This is a genomic window from Terrimonas sp. (assembly GCF_003075435.1).
Classification (GTDB): Bacteria; Bacteroidota; Bacteroidia; order Chitinophagales; family Chitinophagaceae; genus Agriterribacter.
This window is the reverse complement of record NZ_QCZJ01000002.1, coordinates 134,585-153,781: the sequence shown is the minus strand read 5'-3', so window position 1 is coordinate 153,781 and position 19,197 is coordinate 134,585. Positions and strand designations below refer to the sequence as shown.

Here is a 19,197-nt window from a genome sequence, read left to right as displayed (position 1 = left end):
ATATACCGCCCTGCCGCAGGTTTGGTAGCATTGTCTTGTGCATTGTCAGGCCTGCTGCCGGCTGTTACTTATATTAATTTCTTGAATGGGAAGTATCCTGCGGCGGGTAAAGCGTCTCACGCAGCTTCCGAAAATTGAGATTACCTTCCATTTTTCTAAAAGCAAACCTCCTGTAACTTTTATAATGCTTAGCTATACCAATCCATATTTGGCAGCTAGCTTAATCAAGCCGGCTGTATTGTTCACTTCAAATTTGGTAAGCAGGTTTTTGCGGTGGCTGTCAACCGTGTAAGGGCTTACAAATAATTTTGCAGCAATTTGCGGATTGGTAAAGCCTTCGGCTATCAATGCCAGCACTTCTTTTTCGCGGCTGGTGAGGATGGGGATTTTATTTATTTCCTGTTGTTCTTTTTTGTTCAGTTCCAATTCCACGCTCATATATAATTTCCCTTCGTATACGGTAAGTATGGCTTCTTCTATTTCTTCCTTAGCCGCGCTTTTGAGTATATAGCCCGATGCCCCGTTTTGCACCATTTGGGAAATATAACTACGCTCGTTAAATGTACTCATGGCAATGATCTTTACCCCGGGATATTCATTTTTGATCTTTGCCGCGAACGCTATACCGCTTATTTCAGGCATACTGATATCTGTAATAACAATATGCGGTAGGTTTGCTTTTATCAGCTCCATCGCTTCGTAAGCGTTGCGGGCAAGCCCGGTTATAACAACAAATCCTATCTGCGAAAGCATGGTCTGCATTCCTTCCAGCACCATCGGGTGATCGTCTGTTACCAGTATTTTTATTTTATCCATTGCTTTCAATTATACATTCCACAAACACCGAAGTGCCTTTGCCGGACTGCGATTGGATATCCATACGCCCTCCCAGGTAACGCACCCTCGAAAGTATATTCTGCAAACCTGCAGTATGCTTTTCCTTCCAATGAGTGGCATCAAAGCCTTTGCCGTTGTCTTCCACGGTAATATTCAGCGACTGATCCTGCCGCATTACCTGTACCAGCACGTTTGATGCCGCCGCATGCTTTACCGCATTGTTCACCAGCTCCTGTACAATACGGTATACCGTTACCTCCGTGGCTGCATCCATCCTGTGCTCCAGCCCGTAGAATCCCGTATTTACGGTAAGTGTACGCGACGCGTTAATGCCATCACAATAATCCTGCAAGGCCTGCTGCAACCCCAGCTTTATCAATGCTTCCGGCATCATATTGTGCGCTACCCTGCGCATTTCTGATATGGATTCATCTAATTTGTGAAGGGCATTGTTGAACAGTATGCCGTTCTCTTCTGTTAATATCAGATTACCTTTCATGGCTCCTAATTGTAGTTTTACGCCGCTCAGCATCCCGCCTAATCCATCGTGCAGGTCTTTAGCCATGCGGCTGCGTTCATCTTCCTGGCCTTTGAGCAGCGATTGTGTGGCTAATAATTGTTTCTCGGTTTCCAGCTCTGCAATGCGCTGTTGCTGCAGCTTCTGGCGACTGCTATAGTTGCGGTAAGAGAGCAATAATATAGCAGCCAATGCTATGGCACTTCCAAATAAAATATAATTAAGTATATTTTTTTTACTGATGCTTGCTTCCTGTAGTTTTATCTGCGCTTCTTTTTGCGCCGATTGATATTCAATATGTAAAAAATTGGCATTGATCTTTGATCGCTCATTAGAAATACTATCAGACAATTGCAACTGCAGCATTAAATATTCCGCGGCTGATTTATAATTGCCAAGCTTACCTTCAATTTCTGCCATACCGCTTGCCGCATACATTACATATTCTTTTGACCCCACTCCTTCCGCGATCATATAAGTGGTATCCATGTACGATCTGCTTTTTGTAAAATCGTTGTTTAAGTAATGTGTATACCCTAAAAGATAGTAAGTAGCCAGCTTATCAAAAGGTGATAAGTTGTTTGCTTTTGCAATTTCAATTCCCTGCAAAGCATTTGCCGCGGACTGGCTGTATTGCCCGTCTTCCATCAGGCGGTGCGCTTTATTGTTGTAAGACAACCATACCAGGTAAGGGCTTTGCAGTCGTGGAAGCAGTTGCTCAAAGTCGTTGAAATATTTTGCAGCATTGGTTTTATCACCCGCATTCAGGTAAGCAGCGCCAGCGTTATTATAGGCTTTTGCAAGAATTAAAGAATCCACCGGGGCGCTGAGCGCAAAAGCCAGGAAGGCTTTATTGTTATCAATTTCATGTTCAAACTGCCGGAGATAACTGTAAGCCTTGCTCACAGCACTGTAACAAACCGCAGTAAGATAAGGATGGTTTGTTTTTTTGGATAATGTGAGCGCTTTTAAAAAACTGGCTAAGGTCTCTTCTTTAAATGATCCCTGCGGCAACAGTATCATCCCTTTAGTAAAATAATAAACAGATAACAGCGCATCGTTTTTTAAAGTATCCGTTTGGCTTAAAATATCTTTTGCAGTATTGGCAGTATACAGTGCAGTATCATATTTTCCGTTACCTGACATTTTTAAAGCCTGGTTCAGCAATGCAAAGGAGGATTGTGTTTTATTATGAATGTGTTCACTTATTTGCAGGACTTTGTCAATCATGGCATCGGTATCAGTATAAGGAATACCATAATCTTTTCCCATAAACACTAACCAGTTGTAGGCCGATGCGCTTGCACTGTCCTCCCTGTTCTGCTGAATGATGGCTTTCCATTCATTTACATATACACCCTGTCCGAATCCGGCAGCCGTATACAAAAAACAAAAAGCTAAAATAAAAGGCCGTACGCTCATCCTGCAAATTAATATTAGTTAAATACCCTGATCAATCCCTTTTTCAGGTGATTTTTTCCTCAGCCAGAAACCACTTTTTCAGGGATTGATGCCGGTATTAAAATAGAACAATTTTACACCGTAAAAAAAATGTTTTAATGCTTAAACCTTTTATTATGAATATCACGAAACAAATAATGATGCTCGCACTGACAATGCTCACATTCATAAACGGCTCCTGCGAAAAATCAACTGACGATAATGATACCGGTGGCGGTAAGCCGGCTTTTGAGATATGGATGGGACTTAAAACCGGTTCAACAGGCAACTGGTCTAACATAGACTGGAAGATTGTAATGCCCAACGGAGATTATTTCAACCAGCTTCCGGGAGAAGGTTTCCTGAACTTTTCCAAAAATCAGTCCGGTGGTACCTGGGGAACTTTTACCATGAACGGCAATACAGGAGCTTTTACCAACCCCTATGAAACCATCGAGGTAAAAAAGATAAGCGAAACTGAATTGGAAAAAGTCGGCCATACCAACCGTTTATATAAGCTGGCTTCAGTGGATGGGGTAAAGCTTTCCGGCAAATATGTTAATGGTATACCGGGCTGGTCAACCAGCGGCAATTATTCTTATAGTGCCAACCAGGCACAGCCAATGATTGAGTTTACGGCTAATGGCACTTTCAATGATATGGGTGCATTCGTTACCAATTTTACCATGCCTGATCAATATCCTGACAGGGCCCCGGGAAGCGGCACCTACGAAATAAAAAATTTTACGCTGATACTGAATTATACTGACGGCAGGAAAATTACCAAAGCATTCAGCGGCGTAATGAGCAATAAGGTGACTGCCACCAGTGAATTGGTTTTTATTGGTGGGAATCCTTTTTATAATAAGTAATCATATTGTTTCCTTAAGAATATATAGTTTTTTAAGACTAAGCCGTTGATTGCCTCAAGCCGGTAACAATTCGATAATGCTCTGTATTGCTGACTATAAAAACTTTTATGAGGATGATTAAGCTTACGGAAACGACATTGATACAACTATTATAAAAGATCATTATTGTCCGACTAAAAATATTATGAAATCACTCAAATCCTTTGTCATAGCAGGTTCTGCTCCCTCTCCGCGAGGAGAGGGCCGGGGTGAGGCGATTACCCGGATTTCAAACGCTTATTACAATTTATCAGGCAATAGTGATATAAAATTAAAGTCATGAAAAAAATAGTACTGATTGTTATTATCCTCTTTGCTGTAAGTGCAGTATTTGCACAGAAAAAGCAAACCGAAAAACCTCCTACACAAAAAGAAATGCCCGCCCGGATGACCCGGTCGAACGGGGAGGAGATGATGAAAGAAGCACAGAAGATGATGGGCGAGCTGAGCGAAGATGATAAAAAAATGATGGACAGCCTGGGCATTAAAATGCCGGACTTTAAAAACCCGCCCAAAGTTTCCGACAGGCAACTGGCTAAAGCCCGGGAGGACGAAGACCGTGTTGTACCCAAAAGAGATGCGGCGCGTGTAGCCTCCATACCCAAAGCGGTTACTGACGCCCGTATGGAAACCTATATTGCTGCCATCCAGAAAAAAATAATGGGAACGCTTGATGCAGCACTGGTGAAAATGGGTGATAAAATATACAGCTATATCCAATCCAACACTAAAAGCAGCACAGCAGCGGGGAATATGGCTGTCGCATTTTGGCTAACCGGAAAGCCGCAGATGGCAATGTATGTGCTGGGAAAAATCTGCAACGATGCTCCTGCCAATACCAACAATCTCAGCAACTATGCCGCTATGCTTTCCTTGCAGAATGGAGAGCATCTTGCTATTCCTATTCTTGACAACCTCAATGCAAAATTTCCCAAAAACAGTACACTGCTCAACAACCTGGGGCAGGCCTGGCTGGGATTGGGTGAGCTTATAAAAGCGGAAAAATATTTAGACAGCGCCATTGCGATTTACCCTTTTCATCCCCAGGCCAATATGGCCAAAGCGGCTCTTGCGGAAAGCAAAGGAAATATTGAAAAGGCAAAAGATGCAGTAAAAAAATCCATTCAACACACCTATACGCAGGAGAAAGAAGAAAAGCTGGCAAAGCTGGGCGAAAAACTATTGCATACCCAATACGTATTGCCCCCACGCCGCAAAACCGATGTGTTGAATTTAGACGGATTTCGTTCGCCGTTTTTTCCCATGAGTTCTCCTGGATGTATAAATGCGGAAGCAGAATGGAAATTGTTTTATGAACAGGTAGATGACAAAATAAACAGCTTATCGAAGCTGAAAAAAAATGCTGAAGATGCAGCCATGAAAGGACAACAACAAAGGATGATCGAAAATGCGGCCTATATAAAATCGGCCCGGGCAAACCCGGGTGCAAATGGACAAATGCTTGCAGTACCCCTGTACGCCACCAGGGCTACGAAAAAATTAAAAGCAAGCATGGATATGTTGCAAAGGAAAATGGAAGCCTATAGTTCCCGCCTGAACCTTTACGCACAGGAATCCTTACAGCTAAAAAAGGCTTATGACGAACAAATGAAAAAACTGCGCAAAGAAGACGAAGACCAAACCGGTGCTCACAGAGCCAATGAGACCTATTGTCCCAAATACAAAGCTGCTACGGATAAATACCTTAAAGATATTAATGGCAGATTGCAGGCGCTGTACCTGGATGCTTTAACACTTAAAAAAGAAATGATCAATGAATCGGCTCACTATACCATGTATATGATGTGGCCCGATGAATTTCAGGTAGCTAAATTAAATTACCAGATAGAATGGCTAAACTTTCTGAAAAAAGGTTTTGGCGCACCGGCTTATGGTTCAGGTTTTCCTTTTGTTTCCATAACGCTCAATGAGTATTCCTGTAATAATGATACTAATGAAGAGCCGGAGTTAAACAGGCTACAAAATTTTGATGACGTGCATTGTGAATACAATAGCGAAACGGATTTAGTAATCGTAAAATTTTCAAGTAACTGCAGTCGTTTGACTTCAACATTTGATGTAAAATTTTTGCAATACACCCGTGAAGATGATTTTCAACGCGCCGAAGGCGATACCTACATAAGCAGCACCATAAAAATTAGTGCAGAGAAAAGTTTGGGTGATAAAATAGAAAAAGGCCCGTTAAAAGTGGAAGCCAAAATAGATGCAGCCATAGAAATAGAAATGAACCGCCAGGGAGTGAAAGATGTTAAACTTACAGGAGAAGTAAAAGTGGGAGCAGGTTTTAATGTAAACGATAAGGGAATGGAAGAGCATGGAAGTATAGCAGGAAAAGATGTTCAGGATATGACTATAGAAGCGGGTATAGAAGCCAGTATCAGCATCATGAGCGGGCAGGTTAATGTTTACGGTACGGGTGAGTTAAAAGGCATAACAGTTACTAATTTTTAAATACACACATGAAAATCATTTTCTTCCTTTTGTTTGCCGCCTTTACTTTTAGCGCCACAGCACAGCAGAGCAAAGATGAGGTATTGCAGGACAGTGTATTTGCCTGGGGTTCATACGCACCGCTCAAACCATCCAGCTATCCCCGCACGTTTACTCCCTACCAGCAAAAGCTGCCCGATGTTTTCACGCAGTGGATACGCAAAAGCTATATTCCGATTGGCGCTATTGACAAAACATTTGCCATAGCGGAGCCTAATGATAAAGACGAAGTAAGCCCTTATGTGGTAGGCGTTAATGCAGAGATGTGGAAAGCCGCCTGGGACAACACCGGTAAAAAAGTAATAAGAACGCCCCACTCCTCCAACCCCGTGTATATCCTTACCAACCATATTTTAGATGCAGCGCCTGTTCCTATGCTTACCATTCCCGGCCGGGCGGTTTTTATGCGGCGGTCGCCGGAAATTGAAAAAGCCTTTAAGGGCAGCAGCGAAAGGATAAATGCATTCGTAAAACAACTGCAATTAGAAAACCACCCGCAGATTGGCAAATATATTATTCAATACTTTGGCTGTGATGGAGATGGTTGCCAACCGGGAGTAGCCGTTTACTTAGCGCCCAACAACAAATTGCCTATAAGGCAGCTTACAAGAGGTGAAGTACTGGATATGATTGCACAATCCATTCCGGCAGAAATTACAGTGGCGAAAAATAAATTAAAATCAACTTTCGGCCATCGTCCCGAAAGCCTGCAACAGGAATACAAACGCTTTGACGAAACCGTATTGCCCAAATGGAAAGCTAATCTTGAAAAGCTAAAAAAACAATATAGCAATAGCTTGCAGGTACCTGCCGAACTTAAAAACAGTAACGGAATTTCAATGATCAATATTTACAATGGTGATGATATTTTTGATACGGAAGATGCGCAACGCTTTAAAAACAACACCTATGGCATCTATACCTATGAAGACGATGTATTGCAAAAAAGTAAACAAGACCAGCCTTTATGGATCTGCATTGGCTGGATGCCTGCCGGTATGCAGCATGATTTCTATAGCAGGGAAATTCACCGCAACATGGTCACCCATTTTAATTTCGACTATGTTTATAATTATTTTTTTGCACCGGAAAAGAACAATAAGCAGCCATATATCCTGCTGAATCCCGAAATACAAAAAGAAAATATAGCCAACATACAAAAAGAAAAAAACAGGATGAATGCCCCGGCTTCACCCACTCCGGCAGGAGTTCATTATTTTGAAGATTTTTCCGCCAACAATGCCGGGCAGAAACCGCAGGGATGGTATAATGTTAGTGTTGGTGAACCCAGCGTTGTTGTTACACCAGATGGGTTAAGCGGCAAATGGCTGGATTTAAGAACACAGTACATGCTTCCCAATAATTTTAAAAGACCCTTGCCAAAAGATTTTCAGTTTGAGTTTGATGTGGCCTGTTCTGACTTTACCACCAACACAGGCGGGGCTTTATTGCTCAATATCAACAATAAGGTACTTAGAGCATATGGAGATGAAGGCAATTCACCCAACCCGGTAGATATTGATTTCAACATTAAGGCGGGACATAGCAAATGGACTTCAAATCCCACAGGCGGCAGTAATATTTTAGCCACTTATAAAGGTATGCCCGGCAATATCCGTTATGCAGGTATATCAAAACCCAACCTGGGTTTTACTGAAAAGAAAAACAAAGTGCATATCATTATTACCAAAAAGGGCAACCAGGTAAAAGGTTTTGTTGATGGAAAAGAAATTATGATGCTGGATAAGTATGGAAAGGAAATTCCGGGATACAATGAGCTGCCACAAAACACACAATTCACCTCCTTTCATTTCAAAAACACAACCAACGGAAAGGAAAACCGGGTTTACATCAGTAACGTAAAGATTACAGCGTTGTAATCAAACTTAAAAATCCTGTTATTGGTTATATCGATGCTATTGCTGGTGTTTGTGAGATGGAAAATATGAAGGGCACCATCCAATTTAACAGGAAGTTTTATTTGAATCCATCCAACTAACCCATAAAACTGATTATAATATCGCCAGGCGGCAAGCTCACGCTAGCAAGAGCACACAATGTCATTATATTTAATCCATCGCTTCAGGTTACCTACCATTCTTTTCAAATGATCTTCATTTACAAAAATATTTGTCCAGTAAACAAACCTGTCACACTGAATACTAATATAATATATCATTATTGATAAGCAGGCATACGGCAACAACCTTCTTTCGGCTTCGCTTATTGGGGATACTTTTGTATAACCGTTTAAAAAACTTTCGGCTTTAACCAAATATTCTTTCTCATCAGGGTTTGTGGCTAATAACTGAAATAAAAAGTAGGAAACATCAAAGCAAAGAAAACCATTGCCACAAAAATCGAAATCAAAAAATGTAATCTCGTTTTGTTCACCAATATGTAAATTATCAAACCAAACATCCAGATGAACTGCCCCTTTTCTAAGCTGACTATCATCTACTGCGGTTAATGTATGTTTGAGAAATTCCGATAAGGATTCTAAAAATTTAACCTCATCGGATGGTGTGTTGAAAAAAGCTTTTATCCTAAGCATTGGATCTTCTAATAATGTCTTTGTATCGTACGTAATTCGGTTTAAAGTGAAATGCTCCGCTGACTTATGGATATGTGCTAATGTTTGGCCGATAAAAAGACTGCTTTCAGCCGAAAACCTGGCAGTTTTTTTTCCTTTGGCGTATGAAAACAGCACGCCATACCTTTTTCCTTCAGGTGCCTCAAATTCATGGATAAGTTCATTAAGGTTATATGGTATTGGAAAAGCAACTGCGTTGTGGTTGTCTTTTAAGTGATTTAAAAGCCTTAACTCTTCAGTTATTTCTGCTTTAGTCCGCCAATTATGCGTGTAAACTCTGAATACATATCTAATATCTCCATACGTTACCACATAGATGTGATTCATTGCAGCCCGGAAAAGTTTACAAGTTGTAATAGAAGTTAGGTTATACTTTTGTTGAAGATAATCGCAAAGGGCATTCTCTGACAGCGTGCTGTTTATAACGGGAAATTTTGTCATTATTATTTACCTGATTTTGAAGCTTTCTTCCAATTCTTACGTGTAAACAAAATAACGCTTCAAATACGAGGATAGCGATATTTTCTTATTTCCATTGATAATTCACCGCCGGAAATCTAGTATTTTAGAAGTCGACCTATTTATAGTTAAATTACAATTTAATCATTTTAATCTTTGAGACCTGCCGGGTAATCTATAGACTTGTATGCATTTCATAATTTATTTACTCAGCAACCGCCTTTTTGAGGGGCACGTTTATAAATTACTTTACTATCTCGTTCTACATATTCGCCCGACACTATTGGATATGCATACTTGGGCGCGTACGATACACTATGGCTTTTTATAATTATTTTGTCATTAACTTTCAGACTACGCAATTGCTGAAATTCATTAGACTTTTCCAGCCCAAAACTGAGGATATAATCCTCACCATTAATCCTGGCCATTACTCCAAAACCTAATCGGGAACCTGGCGGAAGAGCAAGAGAGGTTACAACAGCTTCCATATCGGTAAAAGCATTGATATGCCTGCTTATTTTAGCAGCACCGTCAAGTACTTTTTGACCTCCGGGAGAGACTTCCCATTGTTTGAACTTTATACCCTCAGGGGTAGCCTCCCATTGTTTTATTGCTGCCTTCCTTTCAGCATCAGTAATTGGTTTTGGAGCAGGCTTTTTAGAAGCTTCATTTTTAAATTCGTGATTGGCAAATACTAGTCCGCTTACCACAACCAGCAGTAAGATCAGTGCATAAATAATTTTTTTCATACTTTTTGCAGGTTTAATTAACATGGTTCTATCTCCTGATAAATCAGATTCGCTTAAGGCATTTCTTTTATTTTCCATATCTTTTTAAAGTTGATGCAACAAAAATACTTTGATACCTTTCAGACGAAGGCACCCGGATTGTAAATAAATAGTGTAAACTTTGTAAATAATATCTTGACATCATGTTTATTAGAAGAAAGCTCCTGTCCGGGAAACGTAAATACCTTTACGGATTATTACTATTCATGTTTGTCTCTTTAATCTGTGTGGCTTTCAGTATAACGGGCAGTGACGACTTTGATATAGCCCGGAGGGAAGTTTTGCTTCGCCAAATCGGACATGAAATACTCTTTCAGTCGGGCGATAGTATATCACGGGTACTTCCGGTAAAAAAGATTGCCGGAAATGAATACCAGATCAGTTTTGAAAATGCTTTTACTTTTCAACCTGACTCCCTTGTAAATACTACACAGCGTTTATTAGCCCAAGACCCGCTAACAAATGATTATGTTGTTAACGTACTGAACTGTGTCGATGCAAGTGTAGCTTATGGATATGCTATATCAAAAAATAAGAAAGATGATATTGTGGCCTGTAAAGGAAGAAGGCAACCCATAGCATGTTATATGATTAACATTACATTTAAACCAAGGGGTATAATTACGGCAAAGAATGAATATTTCCTGGGAGGTATGTTGCTTTTAGCATTTATTGGATTTATTTTTTTGAGACCTGTCAAGCCGCAGGAGGCCTTACCAGAAAGCCAGGATACAATATTACCTGTTAGCCGGAATATTGATGTGTTCACTTTGGGTTCAATGTTGTTCGACGCGGAGGCCCGTAAGCTCATGATAAATGGAACGAGTACAGACCTGACCAAAACTGAAACCCGTGTACTACGCATTTTCGCATTGTCTCCTAACGAGATCATAGAGCGAAACCGGCTCCAAAAAGAGATATGGGAAGATGAAGGTGTTATTGTAGGACGTAGTTTGGACATGTTCATATCAAAACTTAGAAAAAAACTTGAATTTGATCCGGATATCAAAATTATTGTTATACGTGGTAAAGGATATAAGCTTGAAATTAACGTTTAAAAAGAATCGCCTAACTCAAAACAGATTTTTCAGGATATAAAACGGCGCCATTTGGCTTCAAATGGTGCCGCTTGGCTTTAGTTGGGATGACAACCCGATATCAGGCTCTACTTTGAGTTATTCAGCACTATATTAACTCTCCTTCTAAATCGTAATCATAAGCTTTTGTAATACGCACGTTTACAAATTCGCCGACAGGTAGTTTTTTATCCGCATTAATGATCACTTCATTATCTACCTCCACAGAATCAAATTCTGTGCGGGCTAAATAACGACCGGCCTCTTTTTTATCAATAATTACCCTGAACTCCTGCCCTATCTTATCCTGGTTTTTTTCATAACTGATCTCCTGCTGCACTTCCATAATTTCCTGCGCTCTTCTCTCCTTTTCTTCATTGGGAACATTATCAGCTAAAGCATGTGCTGAAGTTCCTTCTTCATGCGAATAAGTAAATATGCCAACCCTGTCAAACCGGTGCTGTTGCAAAAATGATTTCACATCTTCAACATCTTTTTCTGTTTCACCGGGAAAACCTGTAATTAATGTGGTACGCAAACAAATTCCGGGAATACGGCTCCTTATTTCTCCTATCAGGTCATCCATTTCTGATTTTGTGATCTGCCTGCGCATAGCCTTCAGCATATTATCGCTGGCATGCTGCAAAGGCATATCAAGGTAATTGCAGATATTCGGGCGATCTTTCATCACATCAATGATCTCCAAAGGAAATTTTGAAGGATATGCATAATGTAGCCGTATCCATTCCAACCCTTTTACATCAGCTAATGCATGCAGTAAGCGGGGTAAATCTCTTTTTTTATAAATATCCAGTCCGTAATAAGTAAGCTCCTGCGCTATCAGCATTATTTCTTTTACGCCATTTTTCACTAATCCTTCCGCTTCGGCAACCAGTTGCTCAATTGGTTTGCTTACATGCTGCCCCCGCATTAAAGGAATAGCGCAGAAAGAACAGGTGCGGTTACATCCCTCAGATATTTTCATGTAAGCATAATGCTTTGGAGTGCTTAATAATCTTTCTCCGAGCAGCTCTGTTTTATAATCCGCATTAAATTGTTTCAGCATTAAAGGGAGCTCCAGGGTACCAAACCAGGCGTCTACTTCCGGAATTTCTTCTTCCAGGTTTTGCCGGTATCTTTCGCTCAGGCAACCGGTAACATATACTTTATCAATCCTTCCTTTCTTCTTCAATTCTACATGATCCAGGATTGTATTTATTGACTCTTCTTTAGCTTTATCAATAAAGCCACAGGTGTTAATTACCACTATGTTATGATCGGGCTTTTTGCTTTCATGCACCACGGCTATATCATTTGCTTTAAGCTGACCGCTGAGCACTTCACTATCAACAACATTCTTGCTGCATCCAAGTGTAATAATATTAACCTTATCTTTCCTGAGCGTTCTTGTTTTCATCAGGCGGCAAAATTAAGTATTTAAATGGGGTTTCATATAAAGCTTGTAATCTTTAGAATAATATAGCAAACACACTGGATATCAGTATGGTTTATAAAAAAAACCGGAGTAATTGATCTCCGGTCTTTTTCTCAGATGCGTTACGCTATACATTAATATCCTTTCACCATAAACACACAATCCTGTATTTTCTTAACTTGTTGTGGTCTGTCAATATTCTTTACAGAAGAAGTTGCAGGTAATTTAATGTGTAAATTATTGCTGTCTTTTTTAAGGTCGTCAAGTGCTTTAAATATATTTTTTGCCTTTATAGCAAATACAACACCTTCTGCTGTTGTTTGCCTTGTGCTTAATACCCCAATCACTTCACCGTTTTTGTTGATTACAGGTCCGCCACTGTTACCAGGATTTGCCGAAACAGAAATCTGGCAGGTAAGTGAATCTCCTTTATAACCTGTTTTAGCACTCAAATAACCCTCGCCATATACAATTTCATCTTTAGGATATCCCAGGGTAAATATGGGCTCTGCGAGGTCTCCGCTGGCATTTTTTGTAATAGCATAGGGTAATGCAGATAATGGCTTGAAAAGATTATCATCAATCTTAAGAATAGCTATATCAAGACTATCATCAGAAAAAACTTTTCTTGCGCTTAATTCTACACCAGACTGGCTTTGTACACTTACCCTTTCAGCCTTATTAATTACATGCGCATTAGTCACCAGATATCCTCTTGTATCAATTAAAAAGCCGGTTCCGCCAAACTTAGCAGGCTCACCAGGTATTTCAATCTTATTTTTCACATCACTAAGCTCACGGCGTGTGTGGTTCTGGTTTTTCTCCAGTATATCAATCTTTCTTCCAAGGTTTTCAATCTGCGCTTTATCGGTTTTAGGCGCTAAAGAACTAACAACAGCACTGATCACAAGGGCTGTAACTCCTGCTATCGATGCAGCCACCGCTATCGTTCTTTTTGAGCGGTTCCACAATTGAACCACCTTGCTCTTGCCACTATAAGGCTTTATATTTCCTTCGGCCAAAAGTTGCTCATGTACCTCATTTAAAGAAGCCCGGAACTTTTTATCTTCATTAAACCGTTCCATCTGGTTAATAAAGAAATGTTGTTCCACAACCTTCTGATCTACATCAGGATTTGTTCTGCGCAACTCTTTGAACAATATTTTTTCCTCCTCTGTCATTTCACCCTGGAGGTAACGCTCAATCATTTCCAGCAAACGAATGTCATCCATTTTTGTTACCGTTTTTATATTGTGCAAAAAACAATTTCTTTAATCTCATCAGACATTTGTACTTCTGGTTCTTGGCATTATCCGCGTTGGTATAACCAAAAGCTTCTGATATTTCCTGCATGTTTTGCTTGTGTATATAATAAGCTTCAAGCAAACTTTTACAGGGTTCTCCTATATTGGTCATCGCATGTTCCATCATACCAAATTCATCATCTCTTTTTTCATGCAATGAAATATCTTCTTCAACATGTACGGTTTCCTCTACTCCATTTGCCAGCAATTCAAACCGGTTATTCTTTTGCAGGCGCTTCAGCCAGAGCCGTTTACTTACCGAATACAGGTAAGTTTTTATCTGGCAGTTTAACTCAAATACTCCGGATTTAGCCTTCTCATATAATACAATCACTGCTTCCTGAAAAATATCTTTAGCGTCATCTTCCGACCCATTATTATTGATAATCAGGTGCTGAATTACAGCAAAATTATCCTTATAAATGGTTTCAATAGCACCTTTCTCATTGAGAGCCAATCCTTTAATCAGTTCTTGTTCTTTCAGATTAGTGTTCACCGGCGTGTATAATTAATACAGAAATAACTTATTTGGTAACCCAAAGTTGGGCAAAAAATATTTTTAAAAAAATCTGGGTTACCTTTTTTATCCATCTGGTATTAAGATTAAATTTCATTATCAAACTATTCAAAAACTATTAAGAATGAAAAAGTTATTGGTTATTTTAGCAATAGGCGCTTTCGCAGCTTGTAACAATGCATCTGAAACTCCGGTTGAAGCCGCTGCTGAAGCTGCTGTAGATAGCGCAAAAGCTGCAGGTGAAGCTGCTTTAGACAGCGCAAATGCAACTGTAGATAGCACAAAAGCTGCTGTAGGTGCTGCTGTTGATAGCGCAAAAGCTGTAGTTGATTCTCTGAAAAAATAAGCGCAAGCTTCTTTATACGATTTTCATATGGCAAGCAATCGTTGAGGCCACTCTTTTTTAAGAGTGGCATTTTTTTTAATGAGTTAACAAATGATTAAAGGGTAAAGTCTATTCTTCCCCTCGGTATATGAAATTGCAGTATTCTTGAAATACACCTGTTTATTTTCCAGATTGACTTTTAATCTCCATTATCTTCACTTTGGGCATATCTCTTTCCAGCTGATATTTTTACGGCTTTATAATCAAACGCATAACCGGGCCGTTGGAACAGGATTCCGGCACCGGCAACAAACCAGCTTAGCAATCCGTGTTATAGAGCTGTTTGAATTGTTTTTCTTTTATACTCTCCGGCACTGCCCGGAATATCGCATTGCGAACCTTTATCATTAAAGGGTTTGTTGTTTGTGCCATTTTACCGATACGGGCAGATTGCTTGGTAATAAAATGAGTGCGTTTCAATCTTCTTTTTTCAAAGCGAAGAAATATGTCGTTCAATTCACCTCCTTTTAAAAGCTCATCATACAACACTGCTGCATCTTCAATAGCCTGGCAAGCACCCTGTCCCATATTGGGCGCAGTGGCATGCGCGGCATCGCCCAGGAGTAATATATTGCCAAAGGCATATTTCGGAATAGGTTTTAAGTCAATAATATCATTCCAGATCAAAGCGTCTTCCAATATTTGATTGAGTATAGATTGAACTTCCGCAGGATATTTCAGCAACCCTATCATTCTCAATCCTGATATCCGATGTGCCTGCTATTGGCTTTCCATTGAATACGTAAACATTTTTAATGATCATATTGTTTAGTATTGAATATTATTGAAATGATTTTTCAGGCAGTCGCCAATTCCGGTTCGTTTTCCTACATAGCATATTTTTCCAGCAGCCCGGCTTTAACTCTTTGCCCTTTGGACGTTTTAGCCATCCACCCGAGTATGCCACCAATTATGGCAAAGAACCCGGTACGCCGGGATTCGCCAATGTCGAGCAATACGGCAAGATGCCGGATATTAGTTAGGATCCCTTTTTTATTGGTCAGCCCGGCTTTCACGAGGTTGGAAGCGATCAATGCTGCAAGGTATTGTCCTTCGCAGGCAGGCATTACCTTACACAAAAAACTTCGCATCACTATCCGTAGTCCAGAACGTATGTATCTTGCCTTTCTCCGCCAGGAAGCGCTGCCCTTTAGTTAATACTAATTTTCCATTGCCGTTCAGCATGTGCAAATGCCCTTTCCAATACGGTAAACTCTTCTGAAAATGAAAGATGATAATGAGCTAAGGGACCAAGGCATCCTTTGGATATGAAGGCCTGTATCAAATGATAGGCCTGGTTGGTGTTTTTACCCTCTTAATCTCCAATGTATCTCCTGCAATGGGATTATGCAATTTCTTAACCATGACTGATATTTTTTATAACTGAATACTATTGTTTTGCTGTTAAAAATCGGATTGTCTTCGTCGTTTGACAATAGGCTTTCCGGTGAATTGCGGTTATTGTACACTGAACTGTAATGGCTGTTTTAGGATAACTAACCACATTTACAACCAACCGGGTATCCGCACCAATTCACCTCGCGTAATATGCAGTTCACAGTATAGGTAGTTGCCGATGAGCGTATATCATTCCACTTTTGCTCCATAAAATTTTATAACAAGAAATATGACAATGCAGGTAATCAGTTTTTCCAAAAACAGATAGCCATTTAAACAAAACCAGGTTGTTTCGTTGAAGGCGGTGGCATATGCCTGCATTCATACAAGTCGTACAGTCTTGCTTAAACTAAATCAAAAGCAATACATTAAAAAATGAAACAGTTACTATTAACAGCACTTTTATTTGCCGTTGCATGCGACAAAGCTGATATTGACATTATAGGCGGAACAGACAAAAACTATGTAAAAGGAAAAGTTACCGACACTAAAGGCAATCCTATTTCCGGTGCAAGGATTATTGTTGATAATACGATCTATTATAATTCGGGAACTACCGGCACTACGGATGCTAACGGAAATTATAAAATTCCGGTGGGTATAGGTTCATGGAGAGTGTATGCAGAAATAGACAGGATCTTTAACGGTAAAAGCTTTAAAAAGCTGGAGATGCACCCTGACAAAGACAATGCGTTTGCCGGTGCAGATGGTGCTACCGTAAATTTTCAATGGAAGCTTGAAGGTGAAAAGCCTGCTCCTTTAGTTGGCTTTTATGGCGGCACGGCATACCTGTATGCAGATTCTGAAAGTGAAATCTATGATTCGCAGAATATTGAGTTTACGTTTACACCCATGGGGAACCTTATTGACGGAAATCCGGGCCAGGTTATTAAACGTAAGGGTGGTCAGCCTAACAGTGGCGCCTATTCGCAGGTACCGGATATACCTATTGGAAAATATACCATAACAGCAAAGCATATCCCAACAGGAAACGCATTAAAGCTGAGAACTGCTTATGAAGGCGATTATACGAGCAGTATGGTTGCAGAGTTTGAGCCTGAATTTAATTTCTGTTCCCGTTGTTTTACTATTCAGTTTACAGATAGGTAATTAAATCATGATAAAACAATCAGGGAAATATCCACGTGATTGAGGTAGTTATCATCTATTTTCCCATCCATTCTTTAAATTCCATAGCTCTTTCACGACTTACCAAAACCTCCTTATCAATGGGTGGTTGTAATTCCAGCTTAAGTTTTCCATTAAAATAATTGTGGATTTGTGCAATAGCTTTAATGTGCAGGATGAAGCCCCGGTTAACACGGCAAAATTGTTGAGGATCCAGCATAGGCTCTAATTCTTCGAGCGTGTAATCCACAATATGCTTCTGTTTGTTCCAGGTTATAAAATAACTCAATCTGCCATCGGCATAAAAATAAGCTATGTCGCGGGTTTCAACAGAGAGTAATTTTTGTCCCTGCTTCACTAAAAAGCGGGAGCGCCATGCTTTGGGCTGCTGCTGTTTCAATTTTTGAATGAGTTGCTCAACATTCAGTAAAGAAGAGGAGAATCTATCCTGCCACTGCTGGTATTTATCCAACGCATTTTTCAATTCCTCTTTCTTAATAGGTTTTAAGAGATAATCAACGCTGTTTACTTTAAAAGCCTGCAAAGCATATTCATCATAAGAAGTAGTAAAGATGACCATGCTTTTTATCGTGACATGAGTAAATATCTCAAAGCTCTGCCCGTCTGTCAGTTCAATATCCATCAATATAATATCAGGGTGCTTATGCTGCAACAACCATTCTACCGAAGATTTAACGCTGCGTGTATTGCCTGCAATTTCTATAGAACTGTCAATAGATGTAAGCAGCCGTGCCAGCTTTTCAGCACCCAGTTGTTCGTCTTCAATAATTAATACTTGCATAGTATTATCAGGTGTTTTTAATCAATGGTAAAACCACAATAAATTCAGTTGTTGTTTCTTTAATTTCCACTTCAGGGTAGTTCAGCAATTTGTATTTTGATATAATATTGCTCAATCCTACTTTATTTGAAGCCACTGCTTTGTTTTTCTTTTGCAGGTTATTGCTCACCACCAGCTTTTCATCCTGGGTATATAGCTGCACCACCAGCGGGGTGTCCGGGTCAACAATATTATGCTTTACTGCGTTCTCTATCAGCAATTGTAATGTCATGGGTGGCAGCAGCCATTCCTTCTTCTTTTCCTCTATTTGCAACACAGGCTGAAATCCGCTGCCGAAGCGGGTTTGCAGCAACATATTGTAAGATTCAATAAAATCCATTTCCTTTTGCAGGGTGGTTAACTGCTCTTCATTGCTGCGCAGCAGGTACCGGTATACCCGGCTCATTTCTTCCACAAACGCTTCGGCCTTGTCGGGGTTGGTAGCAATCAGGGAGGATAAGGAGTTTAAACTGTTGAACAAAAAATGCGGGTTTACCTGCTCTTTCAGCGAGTCGAACTGGGTTTGCAATTGTGCTTTTTTCAGTTGCTCCGCCTCCAGCTGCGAGATTTTTATCCTGCGATAAGAAGCTTCGGTTTCATACACGGCCTGGTTAACTATGGTGCATATCGCTCCTGCCAGAAGTCCTCTTAACCAGGTTTTAACCGTAAAACGGTAATCCAGTATACTCAGCAGGTCGAATATCCAGCATATTATGGTAACGCTCAATATTACAATGAGCAGGTTCATGCTGGAAAAGAGCAGTACCCTCTTTACTGTGTCACGGTGTGAAGGATATATCCGCAGCATCTTCCATCCCAGCCTGCCCTGCAGGATCCAGATGCCGGACATGATAAGAAACGCCACCGCGGAAGCTGCACCGAAAGTGGTCATGCTGGAAAAATACATTTTACCCAGTATGAAATAAGTGGTTATCACCAGCGTGGGGGGAAGTAATACTGCCATCAGCAGAAAGGTCGTTCTGTTTTGAGATTCGGGCTGCATGATTCAAATATCGCAGAAAATCCACTTGTATGGATATTCCCGGGTATTAAG

The 19,197-nt window shown here is 40.3% G+C and carries 17 protein-coding genes; 6 read left to right on the top strand and 11 right to left on the bottom strand.

All coding sequences use genetic code 11. The features are described from left to right. Nucleotides 1-192: 192 nt before the first annotated feature. A complete protein-coding gene (locus tag DC498_RS03315; protein ID WP_116872711.1) occupies nt 193-816 on the bottom strand; it encodes a response regulator in 624 nt (207 codons plus the stop codon). Then, the gene (locus DC498_RS03310) at nt 809-2,776 is read right to left on the bottom strand and encodes a sensor histidine kinase (protein WP_116872710.1); all 1,968 of its coding nucleotides are present in this window, start codon (nt 2,774-2,776) and stop codon (nt 809-811) included. The genes DC498_RS03315 and DC498_RS03310 overlap by 8 nt, the downstream gene beginning before the upstream one ends. Nucleotides 2,777-2,931: 155 nt before the next feature. Here DC498_RS03310 and DC498_RS03305 point away from each other — a divergent pair, with 155 nt between their 5' ends. From DC498_RS03305 to DC498_RS03295, 3 genes are all read left to right on the top strand, one after another. Continuing rightward, complete coding sequence (locus DC498_RS03305) at nt 2,932-3,666, top strand: hypothetical protein (protein ID WP_133176750.1); 735 nt, start codon at nt 2,932-2,934, stop codon at nt 3,664-3,666. 318 nt (nt 3,667-3,984) lie between these two features. Next, nucleotides 3,985-6,177 (top strand): tetratricopeptide repeat protein, encoded by a 2,193-nt coding sequence (locus tag DC498_RS03300; RefSeq protein WP_116872708.1) that lies wholly within the window; start codon nt 3,985-3,987, stop codon nt 6,175-6,177. An 8-nt stretch (nt 6,178-6,185) separates the two neighbouring features. Further along, nucleotides 6,186-8,096 carry a hypothetical protein gene (locus tag DC498_RS03295; RefSeq protein ID WP_116872707.1) on the top strand — a complete coding sequence of 637 codons (1,911 nt, stop codon included), beginning with the start codon at nt 6,186-6,188 and terminating at the stop codon, nt 8,094-8,096. 161 nt (nt 8,097-8,257) lie between these two features. On the opposite strand, the gene DC498_RS03290 is transcribed toward DC498_RS03295, so the two are convergent. Together DC498_RS03290 and DC498_RS03285 are read right to left on the bottom strand one after the other, a co-directional pair. Next, on the bottom strand, nt 8,258-9,250 hold the full coding sequence (locus DC498_RS03290; RefSeq protein ID WP_206197515.1) for a phosphotransferase: 993 nt from the start codon (nt 9,248-9,250) through the stop codon (nt 8,258-8,260). Nucleotides 9,251-9,477: 227 nt separating this feature from the next. After that, on the bottom strand, nt 9,478-10,020 hold the full coding sequence (locus DC498_RS03285) for a hypothetical protein (RefSeq protein WP_116872956.1): 543 nt from the start codon (nt 10,018-10,020) through the stop codon (nt 9,478-9,480). Between the two features lie 182 nt (nt 10,021-10,202). Between DC498_RS03285 and DC498_RS03280 the strand changes: the two genes are divergently transcribed. Continuing rightward, a complete protein-coding gene (locus DC498_RS03280; protein ID WP_116872705.1) occupies nt 10,203-11,117 on the top strand; it encodes a winged helix-turn-helix domain-containing protein in 915 nt (304 codons plus the stop codon). A 127-nt stretch (nt 11,118-11,244) separates the two neighbouring features. Here DC498_RS03280 and rimO read toward each other — a convergent pair whose 3' ends face one another. The 3 genes from rimO to DC498_RS03265 form a co-directional block, all read right to left on the bottom strand. Beyond that, nucleotides 11,245-12,552, bottom strand: coding sequence for a 30S ribosomal protein S12 methylthiotransferase RimO (rimO, locus tag DC498_RS03275; RefSeq protein WP_116872704.1), 1,308 nt, complete (start codon nt 12,550-12,552; stop codon nt 11,245-11,247). A 152-nt stretch (nt 12,553-12,704) separates the two neighbouring features. Next, nucleotides 12,705-13,802, bottom strand: a complete 1,098-nt coding sequence (locus DC498_RS03270; RefSeq protein ID WP_116872703.1) for a S1C family serine protease — start codon at nt 13,800-13,802, stop codon at nt 12,705-12,707. After that, nucleotides 13,795-14,370, bottom strand: coding sequence for an RNA polymerase sigma factor (locus DC498_RS03265; protein WP_116872702.1), 576 nt, complete (start codon nt 14,368-14,370; stop codon nt 13,795-13,797). The genes DC498_RS03270 and DC498_RS03265 overlap by 8 nt, the downstream gene beginning before the upstream one ends. A 145-nt stretch (nt 14,371-14,515) precedes the next feature. Between DC498_RS03265 and DC498_RS03260 the strand changes: the two genes are divergently transcribed. Further along, entirely contained in the window at nt 14,516-14,737 is a 222-nt protein-coding gene (locus tag DC498_RS03260; protein ID WP_116872701.1) for a hypothetical protein, read from the top strand. A 297-nt stretch (nt 14,738-15,034) separates the two neighbouring features. On the opposite strand, the gene DC498_RS03255 is transcribed toward DC498_RS03260, so the two are convergent. Both DC498_RS03255 and DC498_RS03250 read right to left on the bottom strand, forming a co-directional pair. After that, entirely contained in the window at nt 15,035-15,469 is a 435-nt protein-coding gene (locus DC498_RS03255) for an FAD-dependent monooxygenase (protein WP_116872700.1), read from the bottom strand. Between the two features lie 134 nt (nt 15,470-15,603). Continuing rightward, nucleotides 15,604-15,867 (bottom strand): hypothetical protein, encoded by a 264-nt coding sequence (locus tag DC498_RS03250; RefSeq protein ID WP_133176749.1) that lies wholly within the window; start codon nt 15,865-15,867, stop codon nt 15,604-15,606. A gap of 682 nt (nt 15,868-16,549) precedes the next feature. Here DC498_RS03250 and DC498_RS03245 point away from each other — a divergent pair. After that, complete coding sequence (locus DC498_RS03245) at nt 16,550-17,284, top strand: carboxypeptidase-like regulatory domain-containing protein (RefSeq protein ID WP_116872698.1); 735 nt, start codon at nt 16,550-16,552, stop codon at nt 17,282-17,284. Nucleotides 17,285-17,339: 55 nt separating this feature from the next. On the opposite strand, the gene DC498_RS03240 is transcribed toward DC498_RS03245, so the two are convergent. Next, on the bottom strand, nt 17,340-18,104 hold the full coding sequence (locus DC498_RS03240) for a LytR/AlgR family response regulator transcription factor (protein ID WP_116872697.1): 765 nt from the start codon (nt 18,102-18,104) through the stop codon (nt 17,340-17,342). A gap of 7 nt (nt 18,105-18,111) precedes the next feature. Further along, on the bottom strand, nt 18,112-19,146 hold the full coding sequence (locus tag DC498_RS03235) for a sensor histidine kinase (protein WP_116872696.1): 1,035 nt from the start codon (nt 19,144-19,146) through the stop codon (nt 18,112-18,114). Between the last annotated feature and the right edge of the window lie 51 nt (nt 19,147-19,197).